This window comes from Actinokineospora sp. NPDC004072, assembly GCF_053604195.1.
Window position 1 is genome coordinate 1 of sequence record NZ_JBSGHB010000007.1, and the last position, 16914, is coordinate 16914.

General features: G+C 71.7%; 21 protein-coding genes. 16 read left to right on the plus strand and 5 right to left on the minus strand.

Annotated features, from left to right (window positions below):
- Positions 1 to 276: 276 nt before the first annotated feature.
- Positions 277 to 612, minus strand: coding sequence for a hypothetical protein (locus ACWEPX_RS12380; RefSeq protein WP_451897216.1), 336 nt, complete (start codon positions 610 to 612; stop codon positions 277 to 279).
- A gap of 241 nt (positions 613 to 853) precedes the next feature.
- Here ACWEPX_RS12380 and rpmE point away from each other — a divergent pair, with 241 nt between their 5' ends.
- The 3 genes from rpmE (at position 854) to prmC (ending at position 3389) form a co-directional block, all read left to right on the plus strand.
- Positions 854 to 1075 (plus strand): 50S ribosomal protein L31, encoded by a 222-nt coding sequence (gene rpmE, locus ACWEPX_RS12385; RefSeq protein WP_451897217.1) that lies wholly within the window; start codon positions 854 to 856, stop codon positions 1073 to 1075.
- A gap of 81 nt (positions 1076 to 1156) precedes the next feature.
- Entirely contained in the window at positions 1157 to 2236 is a 1080-nt protein-coding gene (gene prfA, locus ACWEPX_RS12390) for a peptide chain release factor 1 (protein ID WP_451897218.1), read from the plus strand.
- A gap of 289 nt (positions 2237 to 2525) precedes the next feature.
- Positions 2526 to 3389, plus strand: coding sequence for a peptide chain release factor N(5)-glutamine methyltransferase (gene prmC / locus ACWEPX_RS12395; protein ID WP_451897219.1), 864 nt, complete (start codon positions 2526 to 2528; stop codon positions 3387 to 3389).
- Here the strand turns inward: prmC and ACWEPX_RS12400 are convergent.
- On the minus strand, positions 3379 to 4074 hold the full coding sequence (locus ACWEPX_RS12400; RefSeq protein ID WP_451897220.1) for a hypothetical protein: 696 nt from the start codon (positions 4072 to 4074) through the stop codon (positions 3379 to 3381). The genes prmC and ACWEPX_RS12400 overlap by 11 nt on opposite strands.
- 61 nt (positions 4075 to 4135) lie before the next feature.
- Here ACWEPX_RS12400 and ACWEPX_RS12405 point away from each other — a divergent pair, with 61 nt between their 5' ends.
- Genes ACWEPX_RS12405 through ACWEPX_RS12420 form a run of 4 tightly spaced genes read left to right on the plus strand, consistent with a single transcriptional unit; the run spans position 4136 to position 7268 of the window.
- A complete protein-coding gene (locus ACWEPX_RS12405) occupies positions 4136 to 4951 on the plus strand; it encodes a tetratricopeptide repeat protein (protein ID WP_451897221.1) in 816 nt (271 codons plus the stop codon).
- 10 nt (positions 4952 to 4961) lie between these two features.
- Positions 4962 to 5612 carry an L-threonylcarbamoyladenylate synthase gene (locus ACWEPX_RS12410; RefSeq protein WP_451897222.1) on the plus strand — a complete coding sequence of 217 codons (651 nt, stop codon included), beginning with the start codon at positions 4962 to 4964 and terminating at the stop codon, positions 5610 to 5612.
- Positions 5613 to 5643: 31 nt separating this feature from the next.
- Entirely contained in the window at positions 5644 to 6798 is a 1155-nt protein-coding gene (locus tag ACWEPX_RS12415) for a glycosyltransferase family 4 protein (protein ID WP_451897223.1), read from the plus strand.
- 20 nt (positions 6799 to 6818) lie between these two features.
- Positions 6819 to 7268 carry a hypothetical protein gene (locus tag ACWEPX_RS12420; RefSeq protein ID WP_451897224.1) on the plus strand — a complete coding sequence of 150 codons (450 nt, stop codon included), beginning with the start codon at positions 6819 to 6821 and terminating at the stop codon, positions 7266 to 7268.
- Here ACWEPX_RS12420 and ACWEPX_RS12425 read toward each other — a convergent pair.
- Positions 7265 to 7993, minus strand: coding sequence for a class I SAM-dependent methyltransferase (locus tag ACWEPX_RS12425; RefSeq protein ID WP_451897225.1), 729 nt, complete (start codon positions 7991 to 7993; stop codon positions 7265 to 7267). The genes ACWEPX_RS12420 and ACWEPX_RS12425 overlap by 4 nt on opposite strands.
- Positions 7994 to 8526: 533 nt before the next feature.
- Here ACWEPX_RS12425 and atpB point away from each other — a divergent pair.
- The 9 genes from atpB to ACWEPX_RS12470 all read left to right on the plus strand — a co-directional run bounded on the left by atpB (position 8527) and on the right by ACWEPX_RS12470 (position 16105).
- A complete protein-coding gene (gene atpB / locus ACWEPX_RS12430; protein ID WP_451897226.1) occupies positions 8527 to 9318 on the plus strand; it encodes a F0F1 ATP synthase subunit A in 792 nt (263 codons plus the stop codon).
- A gap of 64 nt (positions 9319 to 9382) precedes the next feature.
- Positions 9383 to 9637 (plus strand): ATP F0F1 synthase subunit C, encoded by a 255-nt coding sequence (locus ACWEPX_RS12435; RefSeq protein WP_451897227.1) that lies wholly within the window; start codon positions 9383 to 9385, stop codon positions 9635 to 9637.
- A gap of 44 nt (positions 9638 to 9681) precedes the next feature.
- Entirely contained in the window at positions 9682 to 10218 is a 537-nt protein-coding gene (locus ACWEPX_RS12440; RefSeq protein ID WP_451897487.1) for a F0F1 ATP synthase subunit B, read from the plus strand.
- A gap of 15 nt (positions 10219 to 10233) precedes the next feature.
- On the plus strand, positions 10234 to 11049 hold the full coding sequence (locus ACWEPX_RS12445) for a F0F1 ATP synthase subunit delta (RefSeq protein ID WP_451897228.1): 816 nt from the start codon (positions 10234 to 10236) through the stop codon (positions 11047 to 11049).
- Positions 11050 to 11090: 41 nt separating this feature from the next.
- Positions 11091 to 12737, plus strand: a complete 1647-nt coding sequence (gene atpA / locus ACWEPX_RS12450) for a F0F1 ATP synthase subunit alpha (protein ID WP_451897229.1) — start codon at positions 11091 to 11093, stop codon at positions 12735 to 12737.
- Positions 12738 to 12743: 6 nt separating this feature from the next.
- Positions 12744 to 13694 (plus strand): F0F1 ATP synthase subunit gamma, encoded by a 951-nt coding sequence (locus ACWEPX_RS12455; RefSeq protein ID WP_451897230.1) that lies wholly within the window; start codon positions 12744 to 12746, stop codon positions 13692 to 13694.
- Positions 13695 to 13697: 3 nt separating this feature from the next.
- Positions 13698 to 15131 (plus strand): F0F1 ATP synthase subunit beta, encoded by a 1434-nt coding sequence (atpD, locus tag ACWEPX_RS12460; protein ID WP_451897231.1) that lies wholly within the window; start codon positions 13698 to 13700, stop codon positions 15129 to 15131.
- A gap of 145 nt (positions 15132 to 15276) precedes the next feature.
- Positions 15277 to 15642: a F0F1 ATP synthase subunit epsilon gene (locus tag ACWEPX_RS12465; protein WP_451897232.1), complete on the plus strand. Its 366-nt coding sequence runs from the start codon at positions 15277 to 15279 to the stop codon at positions 15640 to 15642.
- 31 nt (positions 15643 to 15673) lie between these two features.
- Complete coding sequence (locus ACWEPX_RS12470) at positions 15674 to 16105, plus strand: DUF2550 domain-containing protein (RefSeq protein ID WP_451897233.1); 432 nt, start codon at positions 15674 to 15676, stop codon at positions 16103 to 16105.
- Between the two features lie 110 nt (positions 16106 to 16215).
- Here the strand turns inward: ACWEPX_RS12470 and ACWEPX_RS12475 are convergent, their stop codons facing one another.
- Together ACWEPX_RS12475 and ACWEPX_RS12480 are read right to left on the minus strand one after the other, a co-directional pair.
- On the minus strand, positions 16216 to 16413 hold the full coding sequence (locus ACWEPX_RS12475; protein ID WP_451897234.1) for a hypothetical protein: 198 nt from the start codon (positions 16411 to 16413) through the stop codon (positions 16216 to 16218).
- Positions 16410 to 16631, minus strand: a complete 222-nt coding sequence (locus ACWEPX_RS12480) for a hypothetical protein (RefSeq protein WP_451897235.1) — start codon at positions 16629 to 16631, stop codon at positions 16410 to 16412. The genes ACWEPX_RS12475 and ACWEPX_RS12480 overlap by 4 nt, the downstream gene beginning before the upstream one ends.
- Positions 16632 to 16914 lie beyond the last annotated feature (283 nt).

Genomic DNA, 16914 nt, shown 5'->3' on the forward strand with positions numbered 1-16914 from the left:
TCGCCGGGCGTGGACGGGCCTGCCCGCTCCGCCCTTCTCCACGCCCAGCGGTGCTTCGCTTAGGGGCCCCACGAAGGCGAATTCACCCCATCGGACCCACAACGCACATCGCGCAACCACACTCCGCACGACTCACCCGTCAGCAACCACCCACGCCCCCGCCACCCACCGCACAACCACCGCCACTCACCGAGAGGCGCCCCCAGCCCCTCGAACGAAAGTCAGCTCTCTGAGAGGCCCAGCCCTCCGAGAGGCACCCCAGCGCCGCCGCGCGCCTCACCGCTTCTGCCCCCGCCGCCACAGCAACCGAAGCAGCGTCGTCATCGCAGTCGCCCCCAGGCCCAATACCAGCCAAGTCGGCAGGATGACGCCGTCCAGCAGGAGTCCGCTCACCAGCAGGCCCACCGGATACGCGACCGACAGCACCACCCGCTGCCGCCGCGACCGCCAGCCCACCGCCTCCGCCAGCACCGCCGCGATCGCCGTCGTCGCCCCCGCGAGGCCGCTGGACACCGCCACCGGCCACGGCGCGGCGACCAGGAGGCCGCACAGCGCCGTTATCCCCAGCACGGCCGCGGCGAACACCAGGGGAGCCGCGAGCCACGCGGTCACCGAAAGCGGCCTGTCCACGACGCAGAGCACTTGGACAGTTTGCGGCGGCTGAATGGCCCAGTCGCGCAACCGTCGGTGAGTGGGCGATCACGCGCGGCGAGTGGTTGCTGGGCGGAGGTGAGTGGAATAGCTGTACCCGGCCGGGTGTTGCACGCAGAGCGTCTGGCAGACTGTCAGGTCGAAGTCCGGCTCCGGTTCACCTCCCGCGAGGACCCGGCGGCCATCCTGAGGAAGGCGACCAATGAAGAACGGCATTCACCCCGAGTACGTCCCCACCGAGGTGCACTGCGGCTGTGGGAACAGCTTCACCACGCGCAGCACCAAGAAGTCGGGGAACATCACCGTCGAGGTCTGCTCGGCTTGCCACCCGTTCTACACCGGCAAGCAGAAGATCCTGGACACCGGCGGCCGCGTCGCGCGCTTCGAGGCGCGGTACGGCAAGCGCACCAAGGCCGCGAAGTAGCTTCGCCGACGGCGCCCGCCCCGACCCGGGGCCGGGCGCCGTCGCCGTGTCCGGGGAAGCAGAGCCGAGGGAGGAACGACAGTGGATGCGTCGCAGCTGGCGGAGCGGGTGCGGGAGTACGAGGAGCTGGAGGCGGCGCTGGCCGACCCCGGCATCCACGCCGACCAGGACCGCGTGCGCAAGCTGGGCCGCCGCTACGCCGAGCTGACCCCGGTCATCCGCACCATGCGCGAGCTGGAGACCGCCCGCGAGGACCTGGAGGCCGCCCGCGAGCTGGCCCGCGAGGACGACACCTTCGCCGCCGAGGCCGACGAGCTGGCCCGGCGCATCCCCGAGCTGCAGTCCCGGCTGACCGAGCTGCTGCTGCCCCGCGACCCGCACGACGGCGCCGACGTGGTGCTGGAGGTCAAGTCCGGCGAGGGCGGCGAGGAGTCCGCCCTGTTCGCGGGCGACCTCCTGCGCATGTACCTGCGCTACGCCGAGCGCCACGGCTGGAAGTCGGAGATCCTCGACGCCACCGACTCCGACCTCGGCGGCATCAAGGACGCCACGGTCGTCATCAAGAGCAGCGGCACCGACCCCGAGGGCGTCTGGGCCCGGCTGAAGTGGGAGGGCGGCGTGCACCGCGTGCAGCGCGTGCCCGTCACCGAGTCCCAGGGCCGCATCCACACCTCCGCGGCGGGCGTGCTGGTCTACCCGGAGGCCGAGGAGGCCGCCGAGCTGGGCGAGATCCCGGACAAGGACCTGCGCGTGGACGTCTACCGCTCCTCGGGCAAGGGCGGCCAGAGCGTCAACACCACCGACTCGGCGGTGCGCATCACGCACCTGCCGACCGGCATCGTCGTCTCCTGCCAGAACGAGCGCTCGCAGCTGCAGAACAAGGCCCGCGCCATGCAGGTCCTGCGCGCCCGCCTGCTCGCCCTGGCCGAGGAGGAGGCCGCCGCCCGCGCCAGCGACGCCCGCCGCAGCCAGATCCGCACCGTCGACCGCTCCGAGCGCGTGCGGACCTACAACTTCCCGGAGAACCGCATCTCCGACCACCGCGTCGGCTACAAGGCCCACAACCTCGACGCCGTCCTGGAAGGCGACCTCGACGGCGTCCTCGACGCCCTCATCGCCGCCGACCGCGCCGAGCGCATGGCCACCCAGCAGCCCAGCTGACCCGCCGCGCAGCCCGACCGCATCCGCAGCCACCAGCCGCTCGCCCGGCGACCTCCCGCAGGCGGCAGCGCCACTCGGCGTCCTGCACCGCGGCGAGGCCGCCGTGCTCCCGATGGTCCACGAGCCCCAAGGGCGCCGATCGCCTTCACGGCCCGCGGTGGACCGGTGGTCGCCCTGGACCATCCCGCCGCCGAGCGCCCGCTGCCCTGCCTGGTCGTGCTCGGTGCGGCTGGTCGAGCTGGTGAGTGGCGTTTCGCCCCGGTGACCGGGTGCGTGCGAAGCTGGGGGTATGAACCGGCAGCCGCTCCGCCTGGCCATCCTCGACGCCGAGCGCATCCTCGCGCGGGCCGGGGTCGGGTCGCCGCGGGTGGATGCGGAGTTGTTGGCCGCGCATGTCGTCGGGGTCGAGCGGGGGCGGTTGGCGTTGGTGCCGCTGGTGGACCGCGAGGTGGTCGACGCGCTGGCCGGGCTGGTCGCGCGGCGGGCGGGGCGGGAGCCGTTGCAGCACATCATCGGCAGCGCGCCGATGGGCGTCGTCGACCTGCAGGTCGGGCCGGGGGTGTTCGTGCCGCGGCCGGAGACCGAGCTGCTGCTGGAGTGGGGCCTCAAGGCGACCGCGGGCACGTCCAACCCCCTCGTGGTGGACCTGTGCACCGGCTCCGGCGCCCTCGCGCTGGCCTACGCCGCCGCCCGCCCGGACGCCGCAGTGCACGCCGTCGAGCGCGATCCCGCCGCCCTGGCCTGGGCGCGGCGCAACGCCGACGCCCGCGCCGCCGCCGGTGACACCCCCATCACCCTGGTCGCGGGCGACGTCGCCGCCCCCGACCTGCTCGCCGACCTCGACGGCCGCGTCGACCTGGTGCTCTGCAACCCGCCCTACGTCCCCGAGGGCACCGCGGTCCCGCCCGAGGTGGCCGACCACGACCCGCACCAGGCCGTCTTCGGCGGGGCCGACGGCCTCGACGTCATCCGCCCGGTCGTCGCCCTCGCCGCCCGCCTGCTGCGCCTGGGCGGCTCGGTCGCCATCGAGCACGACGACACCCACGCCGAGGCCGTGCCCGCGCTGCTGGCCGCCCGCTCGGTGCTCGCCGACGTCGCCGAGCACCGCGACCTGGCGGGCAGGCCGCGCTTCGCCACCGCGGTCAGGGCGTAGCGTTGGCCATCATCGTGCGGTAGATGGGCTCGGTCTCGGCCCACCGGTCGGCCGTGGAGGCCGCGTAGATGAAGAACTCGACGCCCCCAGTGCGCCAGTACAGCGACTTCGCCTGGCGCCTGCCTGCCGGGTCGTCGTGGGAGAACTCCCACTCGACGGCGGGCATGCCGCGGTAGGTGACCGCGTCCAGGCGGATCGGCCGGTAGCCGGGCTTGGCCCTGCCGAACGCGGCGGCGTAGTCCACATGGGACTGGTTCAGCGACGCGGCGGGCGGCGGCGCGCCGCCGTAGCGCACGAAGCGGTTGGGGTCGGCCGGGTCGGTGGCCTGGACCGCGCCGGGGCCGGTCGAGCGGGTGATCGTCCAGCCGTCGGGCACCGTCGTGACCAGCCCGCCCGGGCCCACGACCCGCTGGTAGCCCTCCGGGATCGGCAGCGCCACCATCGACGGGCTGGGTGTGGGCGGGCGCGGTCTGGGGAAGTCCCCCCTCGACGTCGGGCTCGGCGCGAAGCTGTAGGTCGCCTGCGGGCCGCTCGACGCCGTCGGCCCCGGCGGCGCGGCCAGCAGCGTGGCCCCCAGCAGCGCGCTGACCGCGACGTAGGCCGTGACGAGGACGGATGCCAGCCTGCGCGAGCTGAGCTGGAACCCGGTGCGCTGGGGTCGGTGGCTCGTGGGGACTCCTGTCATCGGACGTCCGCCTGCGGGCGGCGGGGCCTACCGAGAGTAGCGTGCCGACCCGGGTGATCCAATGCTACGAACCTGGCAGGACGTGATCGAGAAGTGGCGGCTGGCCCCGGCCGCCGACCCGGCCGAGGCGGGCGGGCACGCCGCGCGCGGGCGGGCCGCGCTGGTCGCGGGCGAGCTGGACACCGCGCTGCGCGAGTTCCGCAGCGCGGGGGAGCTGCGCGTGCACCCGCACGACGAGGTGGGCATCGGCGACGTCCTGCTCGCCAGGGGCCGCTGGCGGGCCGCGCTGCGCCGCTACCAGCGCGCCGCGCGGGTCGACCCGCAGGACCCGCTGCCGGTGCTCGGCCGCTCCCAGGCCCTGGTGGCCGCGGGGTCGGCGCGCGTGGCCGCCGCGGAGCTGGAGGAGCGCTTCGCCGGGACCGACGACCCGGTGCTGCGCTACTACCTGGCCAGCACCTGGTGCTCGGTGGCCGACCAGGCCCGCACCCGCACCGGCGACGACGTGCTGGTCTTCACCAGCGGCGAGCAGGTGCGCCTGTGCGAGCGGGCCGCCAACCGCATCATCGACCTCGACGTCGACGACCCGGAGCTGCGCCGCGGCGCGCTGCGGCTGCGCGCCGAGGTGGCCGCGGCGCGGCGGTGGCGCTGGGAGCCCGAGGGCATCGCGGTCAGCCTCGCGGTGCTGGCGGCCTCGCTCGGCCTGCTGCTGGTGGCGATGGGCGGCTTGGCGGGCAACGTGGCGGTGGTGGTGGCCGGGGTGCTCGTCGGGGCGGTCCTGCTGGCCCTGATCGTGCTGCGCTTCCGCAGGCAGAACTGGCGGGTGGTGGCCGACCGGCAGGCCAAGGGGCGGCGGATCACCGGTCCGGCCGGGGGATAGGGTCTTGGGGGTGAGCATGGTCTTCGACTGCTCGGTCGCGCAGGAGCGCGCGGACGGGCTCGCCGCCGCGGCCGCCGCCGTGCGCGCCGGTCAGCTGGTCGTGATCCCCACCGACACCGTCTACGGCATCGGCTGCGACGCCTTCTCCGCCGATTCCGTCGTGCACCTGCTCGGCGCCAAGGGCCGCGGCCCGGACATGCCGGTGGGCGTGCTCGTCGGCTCGTGGACGACCCTGGACGGGCTCGTGCTGTCCGTGCCGCCGCAGGCCCGCGCGCTGGTCGAGGCGTTCTGGCCGGGCGACCTGTCCATCGTGCTGCCGCACGCCCCGTCGCTGTCCTGGGACCTCGGGCGCACCGGCGGCACCGTCATGCTGCGGATGCCGCTGCACCCGGTGGCGCTGGAGCTGCTGCGCGAGGTCGGCCCGATGGCCGTCTCCAGCGCCAACCGCACCGGCCACCCGGCCCCCAACAACGCGCAGGACGCGCTGGACCAGCTGGGCGGGCAGGTCAGCGTCTACCTCGACGGGGGCCCGTGCGGCGACCCCGTCCCGTCCACGATCGTCGATCTCACCGGGGACGAGCCGGTGATCCTGCGGGAGGGCGCGGTCGGCGCCGACGCGGTGGCCGAGGTCCTCGGCGCGCCGGTGCGGTCCGCCAGGTAACCCCCGCCCGAGCTGGAGAAGCGAGCCTGCCATGCCGCCCAGTGGCTACGCCGCCGCGGGCCTGCCGGTCCGGGAGTACCTGCTGGTCGCGCTGATCAGCGCCGTGATCACCTTCCTGTCCACGGGGCTGGTCCGGGTGTTCGCCATCCGCATCGGCGCGGTGGCCTACCCCCGCTCGCGGGACGTGCACGTGGTGCCGATCCCGCGCATGGGCGGGCTGGCGATGTACCTGGGGGTCTGCGGCGGCATGCTGCTGGCCCACCAGCTGCCCCTGCTGCGCCGCGCCTTCGACTTCACCCTCGACCCGGTCGCGGTGCTCGTCGGCGGCGGGCTCATCGTGCTGCTGGGCATGCTCGACGACCGCTTCGAGCTGGACTCGCTGACCAAGCTGGCGGGCCAGACCACCAGCGCGGGCATCCTGGTCCTCTTCGGCATCCAGTGGTTCATCCTGTGGGTGCCCTGGGGCGGCGGGGCCGACGGCAACGGCTCGGTGCTGGTGCTCGACCAGAACCAGGGCGGGCTGCTGACCATCCTGCTGGCCGTGGCCCTGGTCAACGCCATGAACTTCGTCGACGGCCTCGACGGCCTCGCGGCGGGCATCGGCATGATCGCCGCCGCGGCGACCCTGGCGTTCAGCCTGCACCTGCTCGACCAGTCCGGCGGCGACATCAACAACTACCCGCCCGCCCTGATCGCCGCGACGCTCGCGGGCGCGTGCCTGGGCTTCCTGCCGCACAACTTCCAGCCCGCGCGGATCTTCATGGGCGACACCGGCTCCATGCTCATCGGCCTGCTGCTGGCCGCGGCGTCCACCTCCGCGTCCGGCCGCGGGAACCCGGCGCTGTGGGGGGCCAGCGAGACCCTGGCGGTGCTCTCCCCGCTGGTCATCGTCGCCGCCGTGCTGTTCGTGCCGATCCTGGACCTGCTCATGGCCATCGTCCGGCGCACGTGGCGGGGGGAGAGCCCGTTCGCCCCGGACAAGATGCACCTGCACCACCGGCTGCTGTCCTTCGGCCACTCCCAGCGCCGCGCGGTGCTGCTCATCTACCTGTGGGTCGGCGTCATCGCCTTCGGCGCGGTCGCGGTCACCATGTTCGACCCGCTGGCGGTCACCTTCGGCCTCGTCGGAGCGGTCGTGGTGGCCTCGGCGGTGTCCTTCCTGCCGTCCGTGCGCCGCTCCAAGTGAGCCACGCCTAGACTGGGCGCATGGCCACCGAGACCCAGCCGACCACGCACGCCGAGTCGGTGCGCGTGCTCGCCGCCCGCATGGCGCGCGACATCATGATCGCCTGCGGCGCCACGGTCGCGGTCGCCCTGGTGGTCGCCCTGATCTGGGTCGGGCTGCCCGGCCTGGTCGGCGCCCTGGTCGGCGGCGTGATCGCCACCGCGTCGGCGATGGGCACCGTCATGCTCATGCTCCGCACCCGCGCGCTGGAGCCGATGATGGTCATGGCGATGGCCCTGGCCGGGTACGTCGGCAAGATCGTCATCCTGTTCGTGGTGATGACGCTGCTCAAGGGCATCGACGGCCTGCACTCGATGTCGGTCGCCATCACGATGATGGCGGTCATCCTGGTCGCCGCGGGCGCGGAGATGCGCGCCTTCAAGAAGACCAAGACGCCGACGCTGATCATCGAGGAGAAGGACGCGGCCTAGGCCTTGGCGTAGATCGAGACCAGCACGACCGGCTCGGCGGGCACCGGCTGGCGCGCCCAGCCGCCGTAGCGCTCGACCCGGCGCAGCCCCGCGAGGCGGGCCATCAGGTCCAGCTCCGACGGCCAGATGTAGCGCCCGGACTCCTCGGCCGTGTGCACGCCGGAATCGTCGTGCACGGCGAACTCCGCGGTCAGGCCTTGGTTCGGGAAGTCGGCCACCGTCGTGTAGTAGAGGACCGAGGACTCCGACAGCGCGCGCATGGTCATCATCGGGTTCTGCTGGCGGTAGAGGACGTTCGGGTCGAAGTGCTCCAGCACCAGCCTGCCGTCGTCGGCGAGCTGCTCGGCGGCCAGCGCCAGCGCGGCGAGCTGGGCCTCCTGGGTGGGCACGGCGAACAGCGTGTTCACCGCCAGCACGATGACGTTGAAGTCGCGGCCGACGACGTCGGTGGTGAAGTCGCCGAGCACCGCGGCCACCGCGTCCCCGCCGGGCCTGCCCTTGAGCACCGCCAGCATCTCCGGATCGATGTCGATCCCGTGCACGGCGACGCCGCGCTCGGCCAGCGGCACCGCCACCCGCCCGGTCCCGACCCCCAGCTCCAGCGCCCGCCCGCCCGGGCCGCACAGCTCGGCCAGGAATGCGACGATCGCGTCGACCTTCGGGCCCGCCGGGTATAGGCGGTCGTAAATGCGGGCTATTCCGGTCCGCGGGTCCGGCTCAGGCATGCGGGCTCCTCGCTGGTGGGTCCGGGGTTCGGGTAGGAGTTTCCTGACCCCGGTCGGGCCAGGGCAACCGGCAATGGCCGGACTGCCTGCAGTGCGCCGATCGGCCCGCGTAGGGTCTCCCGTGCGCAAGGTCACAGGGTCGGCGATGATCCCGGTGTTACCAGTTGGCCCGTGCCCGGACGCGAGTTCGTCGGCAGCTGTTGGGCCTGCCGTGACAATCCCGGGCAAATCGCAACGATCCGTAACCGCGCGCTAGCCCGTTGCCGCTACCGAGTACGCCCGTACGGCTGTCGGTGACGTGCTGGTAAGGTCCGCCCCAAGCGGCGGCGCTGCCATGTCGAGGGAGCCCGTCCAGCTCAACTCCGACCAGGTCAGACCCCCGATTCGCGCGTGGGCGCGAGGGTGGTGGGGCGGTGGTCGCCCGACAGGGTGGCCGCACCTGCGGGTGTCCGATTCGCGTCGGGTAGGTTGAGCACGATCGTGACGATTCCCCGGCGCGCACCTGCCTGCCCGGGGGAACCGGAAGGAGCCCAGTGGGCGCGCTGTCGGTAGCACAGGGAGGCGAGTTCGTCGCCCCCGGCGCAAAGGACTTCGACCTGGGTCCGATCTTCGGCGAGGGTACTTTCGTCACCAAGCCGATGCTGCTCGTCGTGCTTTCGGTGGTCATCATCGCGGGATTCTTCCTGATCGCCACCCGGAAGATGTCGGTCGTTCCCGGAAAGCTGCAGTTCGCCGCCGAGTCGGTCTTCGATTTCGGCCGCAACAACATCGCCCGCGAGCAGATCGGCTCGCACGACTTCCGGCCGTTCGTGCCGCTGGTGCTGTCGCTGTTCACGTTCATCCTGGTGAACAACATCTTCGGCATCATCCCGGTGATCCAGTTCCCGACGATGTCGCACTTCGGCTTCCCGTTGGCGCTGTCGTTGTTCGTGGTCTACCCGGTGTACCACTTCGTCGGCTTCCGCAGGCACGGCTTCGTGAAGTACCTGAAGAACCAGTGCGTGCCCGCGGGCGCGCCGGGCTTCGTGCTGCCGCTGCTGATCCCGATCGAGTTCCTGACCAAGTTCGTGGTGAACCCGATCACGCTGGCGCTGCGGGTGTTCGCGGCGATGTTCGCAGGCCACCTGCTGCTGCTGGTCTTCACCCTGGCAGGCGAGTACCTGCTGCTGCACGCGGGTGGGGCGCTCAAGGCGGTGTCGGTGGTCAGCTTCGCCTTCGCGATCCTGCTGACGTTCCTCGAAGCCCTGATCCAGGTCCTGCAGGCGTACATCTTCGCCCTGCTGGCCGCCAACTACATCGGTGCCGCCCTGTCGGCGGACCACTAGCGAACACCACCAAAGACCCCGATCCGCGGGACTCCCGCGGACCGAGTTTGAAAGGGAACCACAAGTGAGCGCAGTTGTTCTCGCCCAGGAAGCCGTCTCGGCTGGCATCAACCCCGGCCTGGCTGCGATCGGCTACGGCCTCGGCGCGATCGGCCCCGGTATCGGCGTCGGTCTGATCTGGGCCGCGGTCATCAACGGCACCGCGCGCCAGCCTGAGGCCCAGGGCAAGCTCATGAACATCGCGTGGACCACCTTCGCCCTGGTCGAGGTGCTCGCGCTGTTCGGCATCGTCATCTACTTCATCGCGTCGGGCGGCTGATTCTCGCCGTCGGGCGAAGGGAGGAGTCGACGGTGCTCGACACCATGATCCTTGCGGCGGAAGGCGCGCCGAACCCCGTCATCCCGCACGTGTCCGAGATCATCCTCGGCCTGATCTCGTTCCTGCTGCTCCTCTGGGTCATCGCCAAGTTCGTGGCGCCGCGGTTCGAGAAGCTCTACGCGGAGCGGACCGAGAAGATCGAGGGTGGCATCAAGAAGGCCGAGCAGGCCCAGGCCGACGCCGAGGCCGCGCTGCAGCAGTACCAGGCGCAGCTGGCCGAGGCGCGGGCGGAGTCGGCGCGCATCCGCGACGACGCGCGGGCCGAGGCCGAGCTGATCAAGGAAGAGCTGCGGGCGCAGGCCCAGGAGGAAGCGGCGCGCATCGTCGCCCAGGGCGAGGCGCGGCTGGCCGCGCAGCGCGCGCAGATCGTCGCCGAGCTGCGGGCCGACCTCGGTCGGCAGGCCGTGGCCCTGGCCGGTCGGATCGTCGGCGAGTCCCTCGAGGACGAGGCGCGGCGGCGGGGCACCGTCGACCGCTTCCTGTCCGAGCTGGACTCGGTTTCCGCTCCCGCGAACAAGTAAGAGGGGCAACAGTCGATGGCATTGCAAGCTGCGAGCCGGGAAGCCCTGGCCGCCGTCGAGCTCAAGCTGCTCGACACCCTTGAGGGCGCCGCCACCGACGACCTCGGCGAGCAGCTGTTCGCGGTCGTCGGCCTGCTCGACCGGGAGATCGGCCTGCGCAGGGCGCTGGCCGACCACTCCACCGACCCCGCGGACCGCGAGCGGCTGGTCCGGGGGCTGCTGGGCGGCAAGATCGGTGACGGCGCGCTCGACGTGGTGGCCGCGGCGGTGGCCGCGCGCTGGTCGAGCCCGCGGGAGCTGGTCGACGGGCTGGAGGCGCTGGGCACGACCGCGCTGCTGGTCCGCGCCGAGCGCGCCGGTCGGCTGGACGCGGTGGAGGACGAGCTGTTCCGGCTCGGCCGCATCATCGCCGCCCAGACCGAGCTGGAGCAGGTGCTGTCCAACCGCGCGGCGGACAAGGCGGGCAAGCTCGCCCTGATCCGGGGCCTGATCGAGGGCAAGACCGACGCCACCACGGTGGCGCTGGTGGAGAACCTGGTCGGCCAGCCGCGCGGGCGCGACGTCGTGTCCGGCCTGGAGGCGCTGGCGGCGGAGGCGGCCAAGCGCCGGGAGCGCTCGGTGGCGCACGTCATCTCGGCCGCCGCGCTCTCGGCCGAGCAGCAGGAGCGCCTGGCGACCGCGCTGCAGCGGATCTACGCCCGGCCCATCGCGCTGCACCTGGAGGTCGACCCCGGCCTGCAGGGCGGCATGGTCGTGCGGGTCGGCGACGAGGTCATCGACGGCAGCGTGGCGGGCAGGCTCGACGCACTGCGGCGCCGGTTCGCCGCCTAAGAACTTTCCACCCAGATACGAAGCGAGAGCAGGAAACCCCAATGGCGGAGCTGACGATCTCGTCGGACGAGATCCGCAATGCGATCGAAAACTACGTCTCCAGCTACTCCCCGGATGTCAACCGGGAGGAAGTCGGCGTCGTGGCCGACACCGGCGACGGCATCGCCCACGTGGAGGGCCTGCCCTCGGCCATGGCCAACGAGCTGCTGGAGTTCCCCGGCGGCGTGCTCGGTGTCGCGCTGAACCTCGACGCGCGCGAGATCGGCGCCGCCATCCTCGGCGACTACAACAAGATCGAGGAGGGCCAGGAGGTCAAGCGCACCGGCCGCGTCCTCTCGGTCCCGGTCGGCGACGGCTTCCTCGGCCGCGTGGTGGACCCGCTGGGCAACCCGATCGACGGCCTCGGCGAGATCACCGCCGAGGACGTGCGCGCCCTGGAGCTGCAGGCGCCCACCGTCGTGCAGCGCCAGCCGGTCGGCGAGCCGATGCAGACCGGCATCAAGGCCATCGACTCGATGACCCCGATCGGCCGCGGCCAGCGCCAGCTGATCATCGGCGACCGCAAGACCGGCAAGACCGCGGTCTGCGTCGACACGATCATCAACCAGAAGAAGGCGTGGGCCACCGGCGACCCGAAGCAGCAGGTGCGCTGCATCTACGTCGCGGTCGGCCAGAAGGGCTCCACCATCGCGGGCGTCAAGTCCGCGCTGGAGGACGCGGGCGCGATGGAGTACACCACCATCGTCGCCGCCCCGGCCTCGGACTCCGCTGGCTACAAGTGGCTGGCCCCCTACACCGGCTCGGCCATCGGCCAGCACTGGATGTACCAGGGCAAGCACGTCCTGATCATCTTCGACGACCTGACCAAGCAGGCCGAGGCCTACCGCGCGATCTCGCTGCTGCTGCGCCGCCCGCCGGGCCGCGAGGCCTACCCCGGCGACGTCTTCTACTTGCACTCGCGCCTGCTGGAGCGCTGCGCGAAGCTCTCCGACGCCGAGGGCGGCGGCTCGATGACCGGCCTGCCGATCATCGAGACCAAGGCCAACGACATCTCGGCCTACATCCCCACCAACGTCATCTCCATCACCGACGGCCAGTGCTTCCTGGAGTCGGACCTGTTCAACTCCGGCCAGCGCCCCGCGGTCAACGTCGGCACCTCGGTGTCCCGGGTCGGCGGCGCCGCGCAGACCAAGGCGATGAAGAGCATCTCCGGCACGCTGCGCCTGGAGCTGGCCCAGTACCGCGAGCTGGAGGCGTTCGCCGCCTTCGCCTCCGACCTCGACGCCACCTCCAAGGCCCAGCTGGAGCGCGGCACCCGGATGATGGAGCTGCTCAAGCAGGGCCAGTACCAGCCGATGCCGGTCGAGGAGCAGGTCGTCTCCATCTTCGTCGGCACCAAGGGCTACCTGGACTCGGTGCCGGTCGCCGACGTGCGCCGCTTCGAGGCCGAGCTGCTGGAGAACGTGCGCCACCGCAACGCGGGCATCCTCGACGAGATCCGCACCACCGGCAAGCTCACCGACGAGAACACCGAGCGCCTGGTCGCGGCCATCGAGGAGTTCAAGCGGGGCTTCCGCGCCTCCGACGGCTCCCCGGTCGTGGTGAACGAGGCGGCGGCGGAGGCCATGGACGCGGGCGCGGTCGGCCAGGAGACCGTCAAGGTCGCCAAGACCGCGCCGAAGAAGTGACGCGCTATGGCCCAACTCCGTGAGATCCGCGCGCGGATCAAGTCCGCGCAGTCGTTCAAGAAGATCTTCAAGGCGCAGGAGCTGATCGCCACCTCGCGGATCAGCAAGGCGCAGGCGAGGGTCGAGCAGTCCAAGCCGTACTCCGACGAGATCACCAAGGTGCTCAGCCTGCTGGCGGGCGGCGTGGCCAACGTGGACACGCCGCTGCTGACCGAGCGCCCGCAGCCCAAGCGGGCTGGCGTGATCGTGGTGACCAGCGACCGCGGCCTGTGCGGCGGCTACAACGCCAACGTGCTGCGCGCGGCCGAGGAGCTGCAGTCGCTGCTGCGCGAGCAGGGCAAGACCCCGGTGCTGTTCGTGATCGGGCGCAAGGGCCTGAACTTCTACCGGTTCCGCCAGCGCAAGGTCACCGAGTCGTGGACGGGCTTCTCCGAGAAGCCCTCCTACGCCGACGCGGCCGCGGCGGGCGAGACCGTCGTCAAGGCGTTCCTCCAGGGCGCCGACGACGTCGGCGACGACCCCGGGCCCGACGGCGTGCTGGGCGTGGACGAGCTGCACATCGTCTACACCGAGTTCGTCTCGATGCTGTCGCAGAAGCCCCAGGCCAAGCGCATCGCCCCGATGGTCCTGGAGTACTCCACCGAGGAGGAGGCGGCCGCGGCCCGCAAGGACCTGAAGTCGGCCTACTCCTTCGAGCCGGGTCCGGAGAAGCTGCTGGACGACCTGCTCCCGAAGTACATCAACACCCGCATCTACGCCGCCCTGCTGGAATCGGCGGCGTCGGAGTCGGCGGCCCGGCGCACCGCGATGAAGTCGGCGACGGACAACGCCGACGAGCTGGTGCGCAGCTTCACCCGCGTGGCCAACCAGGTTCGCCAGGCGCAGATCACCCAGGAGATCAGCGAGATCGTCGGCGGTGTGGAGGCTCTCGCCGCAGCCGCAGGAAGTGATGACTAAGCCATGACTGCCATTCAGGAAACCAAGAACGCCGTCGGGCGCGTCGTCCGGGTCATCGGTCCGGTCGTCGACGTCGAGTTCCCGCGCGACTCCGTGCCCGACCTCTACAACGCCCTCAAGGCCGAGGTCACCTTCGAGGCGCTGCGCAAGACGCTGACCCTGGAGGTCGCCCAGCACCTGGGTGACAACCTGGTCCGCACCATCTGCATGCAGCCGCAGGACGGCCTGGTGCGCGGCACCCCGGTGACCGACACCGGCGAGGCCATCTCCGTGCCCGTCGGCGACGCGGTCAAGGGCCACGTGTTCAACGCCCTCGGCGACTGCCTGGACAAGCCGGGCCACGCCGCGGACGCCGAGCGCTGGGCCATCCACCGCAAGCCCCCGGCCTTCGACCAGCTCGAGGGCAAGACCAAGATGCTGGAGACCGGCGTCAAGGTCCTGGACCTGCTCACCCCGTACGTCGAGGGCGGCAAGATCGGCCTGTTCGGCGGCGCGGGCGTCGGCAAGACGGTGCTCATCCAGGAGATGATCACCCGTATCGCCCGCAACTTCGGTGGCACCTCGGTGTTCGCCGGCGTCGGCGAGCGGACCCGTGAGGGCACCGACCTCTTCCTGGAGATGGAGGAGATGGGCGTGCTCCCGGACACCGCGCTGGTGTTCGGCCAGATGGACGAGCCGCCGGGCACCCGCATGCGCGTCGCCCTGTCCGCGCTGACGATGGCGGAGTACTTCCGCGACGTGCAGAACCAGGACGTGCTGCTGTTCATCGACAACATCTTCCGGTTCACCCAGGCCGGTTCCGAGGTGTCGACCCTGCTGGGCCGCATGCCCTCGGCGGTCGGCTACCAGCCGACCCTGGCCGACGAGATGGGCGAGCTGCAGGAGCGCATCACCTCGACCCGGGGCCGCTCGATCACCTCGATGCAGGCGATCTACGTCCCCGCGGACGACTACACCGACCCGGCCCCGGCGACCACCTTCGCCCACCTGGACGCGACGACGGAGCTCTCCCGTCCGATCTCCCAGAAGGGCATCTACCCGGCGGTCGACCCGCTGACCTCCTCCTCCCGCATCCTCGACCCGGCCATCGTCGGCGAGGAGCACTACCGGGTGGCCCAGGAGGTCAAGCGGATCCTGCAGAAGTACAAGGAGCTGCAGGACATCATCGCCATCCTCGGCATGGACGAGCTGTCCGAAGAGGACAAGGTGACGGTGAACCGGGCCCGCCGCATCGAGCGGTTCCTGTCGCAGAACTTCTTCGTCGCGCAGAAGTTCACCGGCGAGGAGGGCTCCTTCGTCAAGGTCGCCGACACGATCGAGGCCTTCGACAAGGTGGCCAAGGGCGACTACGACCACGTTCCGGAGCAGGCCTTCCTGTCCATCGGCGGCCTGGACGACCTGGAGCGCAAGTACCAGCAGCTGACCGGCAAGAAGTAAGGTCCGGCGCGTCGGGGGGCCGGTGTCCGCTGTGGACACCGGCCCCCCGTGCTCCGGCCCCGGGGCGAGCGACCCCGGGTGGCCTCGGACGCCGGTCCGGCGGCCGACTAGACTCCGCGTTAACCGCGAGCCGAAGGAGAGACCCGTGGCTGAGATGTCCGTCCAGCTGGTCGCCGTGGAACGCCGCCTGTGGTCGGGCACCGCGTCGTTCGTCGTCGCGCAGACCACCGAGGGCGAGATCGGCCTGATGGCCGGGCACGAGCCGGTGCTCGGCGCCCTGGTCGAAGGCGGCGTCGTCAAGATCACGACCACCGACGGCGAGACCATCACCGCCGCGGTGCACGGCGGCTTCCTCTCGGTCAACGCCGACAACGTCAGCATCCTGGCCGAGTCGGCCGAGCTCTCCGGCGAGATCGACGTCGACGCGGCCCGCCGCGACCTGCAGGCCGAGGACGCCGACGCCCGCGCCCGAGCCGCCGCCCGCCTGCGCGCCGCGGACTCAGCGGCCTGATGCGACGCTGACGAGCGGGGAGGCGGCCGGGGTGGACATCAGCGACGCGGTGGTCCTGGCGCTGGCCGCGGTCCTGCTCGCCCTCCTCCTGCTCGTCCTGCGCCGCGTCCGCCTGCTGCGGATGGGCGGGGTGCACGTGTCCATCCGCACCCGCGTCGACGACTCGGGCAAGGGCTGGCACCTCGGCGTCGGCCGCTACCAGGGCGACGAGTTCGCCTGGTTCCGCGCCTTCAGCCTGCGCGCCGGACCCAACCTGGTGATCCGCCGCGACCGCCTGGAGATCGCCGAGCGCCGCGACCCGCAGCGCGCGGAGATCCCGCTGGTGCCGCTGGGGGCGCGCGTGCTCAGGGTGACCCTGGGCGAGACCCGCTACGAGATCGCGATGGGCCCGGACACCCTGACGGGCTTCCTCTCCTGGCTGGAGAGCGCCCCACCCGGCCGCCGCCTGCCCTGGGCCTCCTAGGCCCCCTCCCGGTCGCCGCGTGCCCCTGGGCTTTCTGGGACCTCGCCCGGCCGCCGCGTGCCCCTGAGCTTCGTAGGCCCCTTCCCGGTCGCCGCGTGCCCCCGGGCTTCCTAGGTACCCGCCCGCACCGAGACGGCCGAGGACAGCACCGCCGAGCAGGCGCACAGCGTGCAGACGCACCGCCGCGAGCTGATCACGAACGAGAAGCCCCCGGCGTCGATCGTCTGCTCGACGGCCGCGGACCACACGTGCGCCGTGGCCGAGCACTGGGCGCACACGTCCATCCGCACGGCTCCTGGGCTGCTCACCCCAACGGCTCCCTTCCGTCGACCCGGACGTACCTGCCCTCGTCGAGCAGCACGCGCAACCGGTCGATCACGACCCCCGGCACCGACCGCTCATCCCACGCCGCGCAGCACCGCTGGCACAGCACCGCCAACCGCGGCGCAGGCCTGGAGCCGAACGACCACAGGAGAGCCCCGGACGGATGCGGGCATTCCACCCCCGGCGGCAGCCACAGCTCCATGTGATCACTCCTCACCGTCTCCCTGCGCAAACGTAGGCCGAATAACCCTGCGTCCGCGGTCCGATGCACAGAGTGAAAGGGTGAAAGGGAAAGCTAGGAGCCCTGACGATGACCGGAGCCAATTGATGCGCGAATACGAGCAGCCTGCGCGCTAATTCGACAATGGTGTCGATGTCCGTCGGGGCGGGACCTGCGCCGATCTTCGTTCGGGTGCGGCACTCATGCGCACAGCTGAATATCGGCGGAACCCCGGGGAGTGAATACCGCGATGCGGAAAGCGGGT

What these genes read in the sequence shown, in the direction of transcription:
- rpmE (WP_451897217.1), top strand. Translation starts at nt 854, where the DNA reads ATGAAGAACGGCATTCACCCCGAGTACGTCCCCACCGAGGTGCACTGC.
- prmC (WP_451897219.1), top strand. Translation starts at nt 2,526, where the DNA reads ATGAACCGGCAGCCGCTCCGCCTGGCCATCCTCGACGCCGAGCGCATC.
- ACWEPX_RS12400 (WP_451897220.1), bottom strand. Translation starts at nt 4,074, where the DNA reads ATGACAGGAGTCCCCACGAGCCACCGACCCCAGCGCACCGGGTTCCAG.
- ACWEPX_RS12405 (WP_451897221.1), top strand. Translation starts at nt 4,136, where the DNA reads ATGCTACGAACCTGGCAGGACGTGATCGAGAAGTGGCGGCTGGCCCCG.
- ACWEPX_RS12415 (WP_451897223.1), top strand. Translation starts at nt 5,644, where the DNA reads ATGCCGCCCAGTGGCTACGCCGCCGCGGGCCTGCCGGTCCGGGAGTAC.
- ACWEPX_RS12420 (WP_451897224.1), top strand. Translation starts at nt 6,819, where the DNA reads ATGGCCACCGAGACCCAGCCGACCACGCACGCCGAGTCGGTGCGCGTG.
- ACWEPX_RS12425 (WP_451897225.1), bottom strand. Translation starts at nt 7,993, where the DNA reads ATGCCTGAGCCGGACCCGCGGACCGGAATAGCCCGCATTTACGACCGC.
- ACWEPX_RS12440 (WP_451897487.1), top strand. Translation starts at nt 9,682, where the DNA reads ATGATCCTTGCGGCGGAAGGCGCGCCGAACCCCGTCATCCCGCACGTG.
- ACWEPX_RS12445 (WP_451897228.1), top strand. Translation starts at nt 10,234, where the DNA reads ATGGCATTGCAAGCTGCGAGCCGGGAAGCCCTGGCCGCCGTCGAGCTC.
- atpA (WP_451897229.1), top strand. Translation starts at nt 11,091, where the DNA reads ATGGCGGAGCTGACGATCTCGTCGGACGAGATCCGCAATGCGATCGAA.
- ACWEPX_RS12455 (WP_451897230.1), top strand. Translation starts at nt 12,744, where the DNA reads ATGGCCCAACTCCGTGAGATCCGCGCGCGGATCAAGTCCGCGCAGTCG.
- atpD (WP_451897231.1), top strand. Translation starts at nt 13,698, where the DNA reads ATGACTGCCATTCAGGAAACCAAGAACGCCGTCGGGCGCGTCGTCCGG.
- ACWEPX_RS12480 (WP_451897235.1), bottom strand. Translation starts at nt 16,631, where the DNA reads ATGGAGCTGTGGCTGCCGCCGGGGGTGGAATGCCCGCATCCGTCCGGG.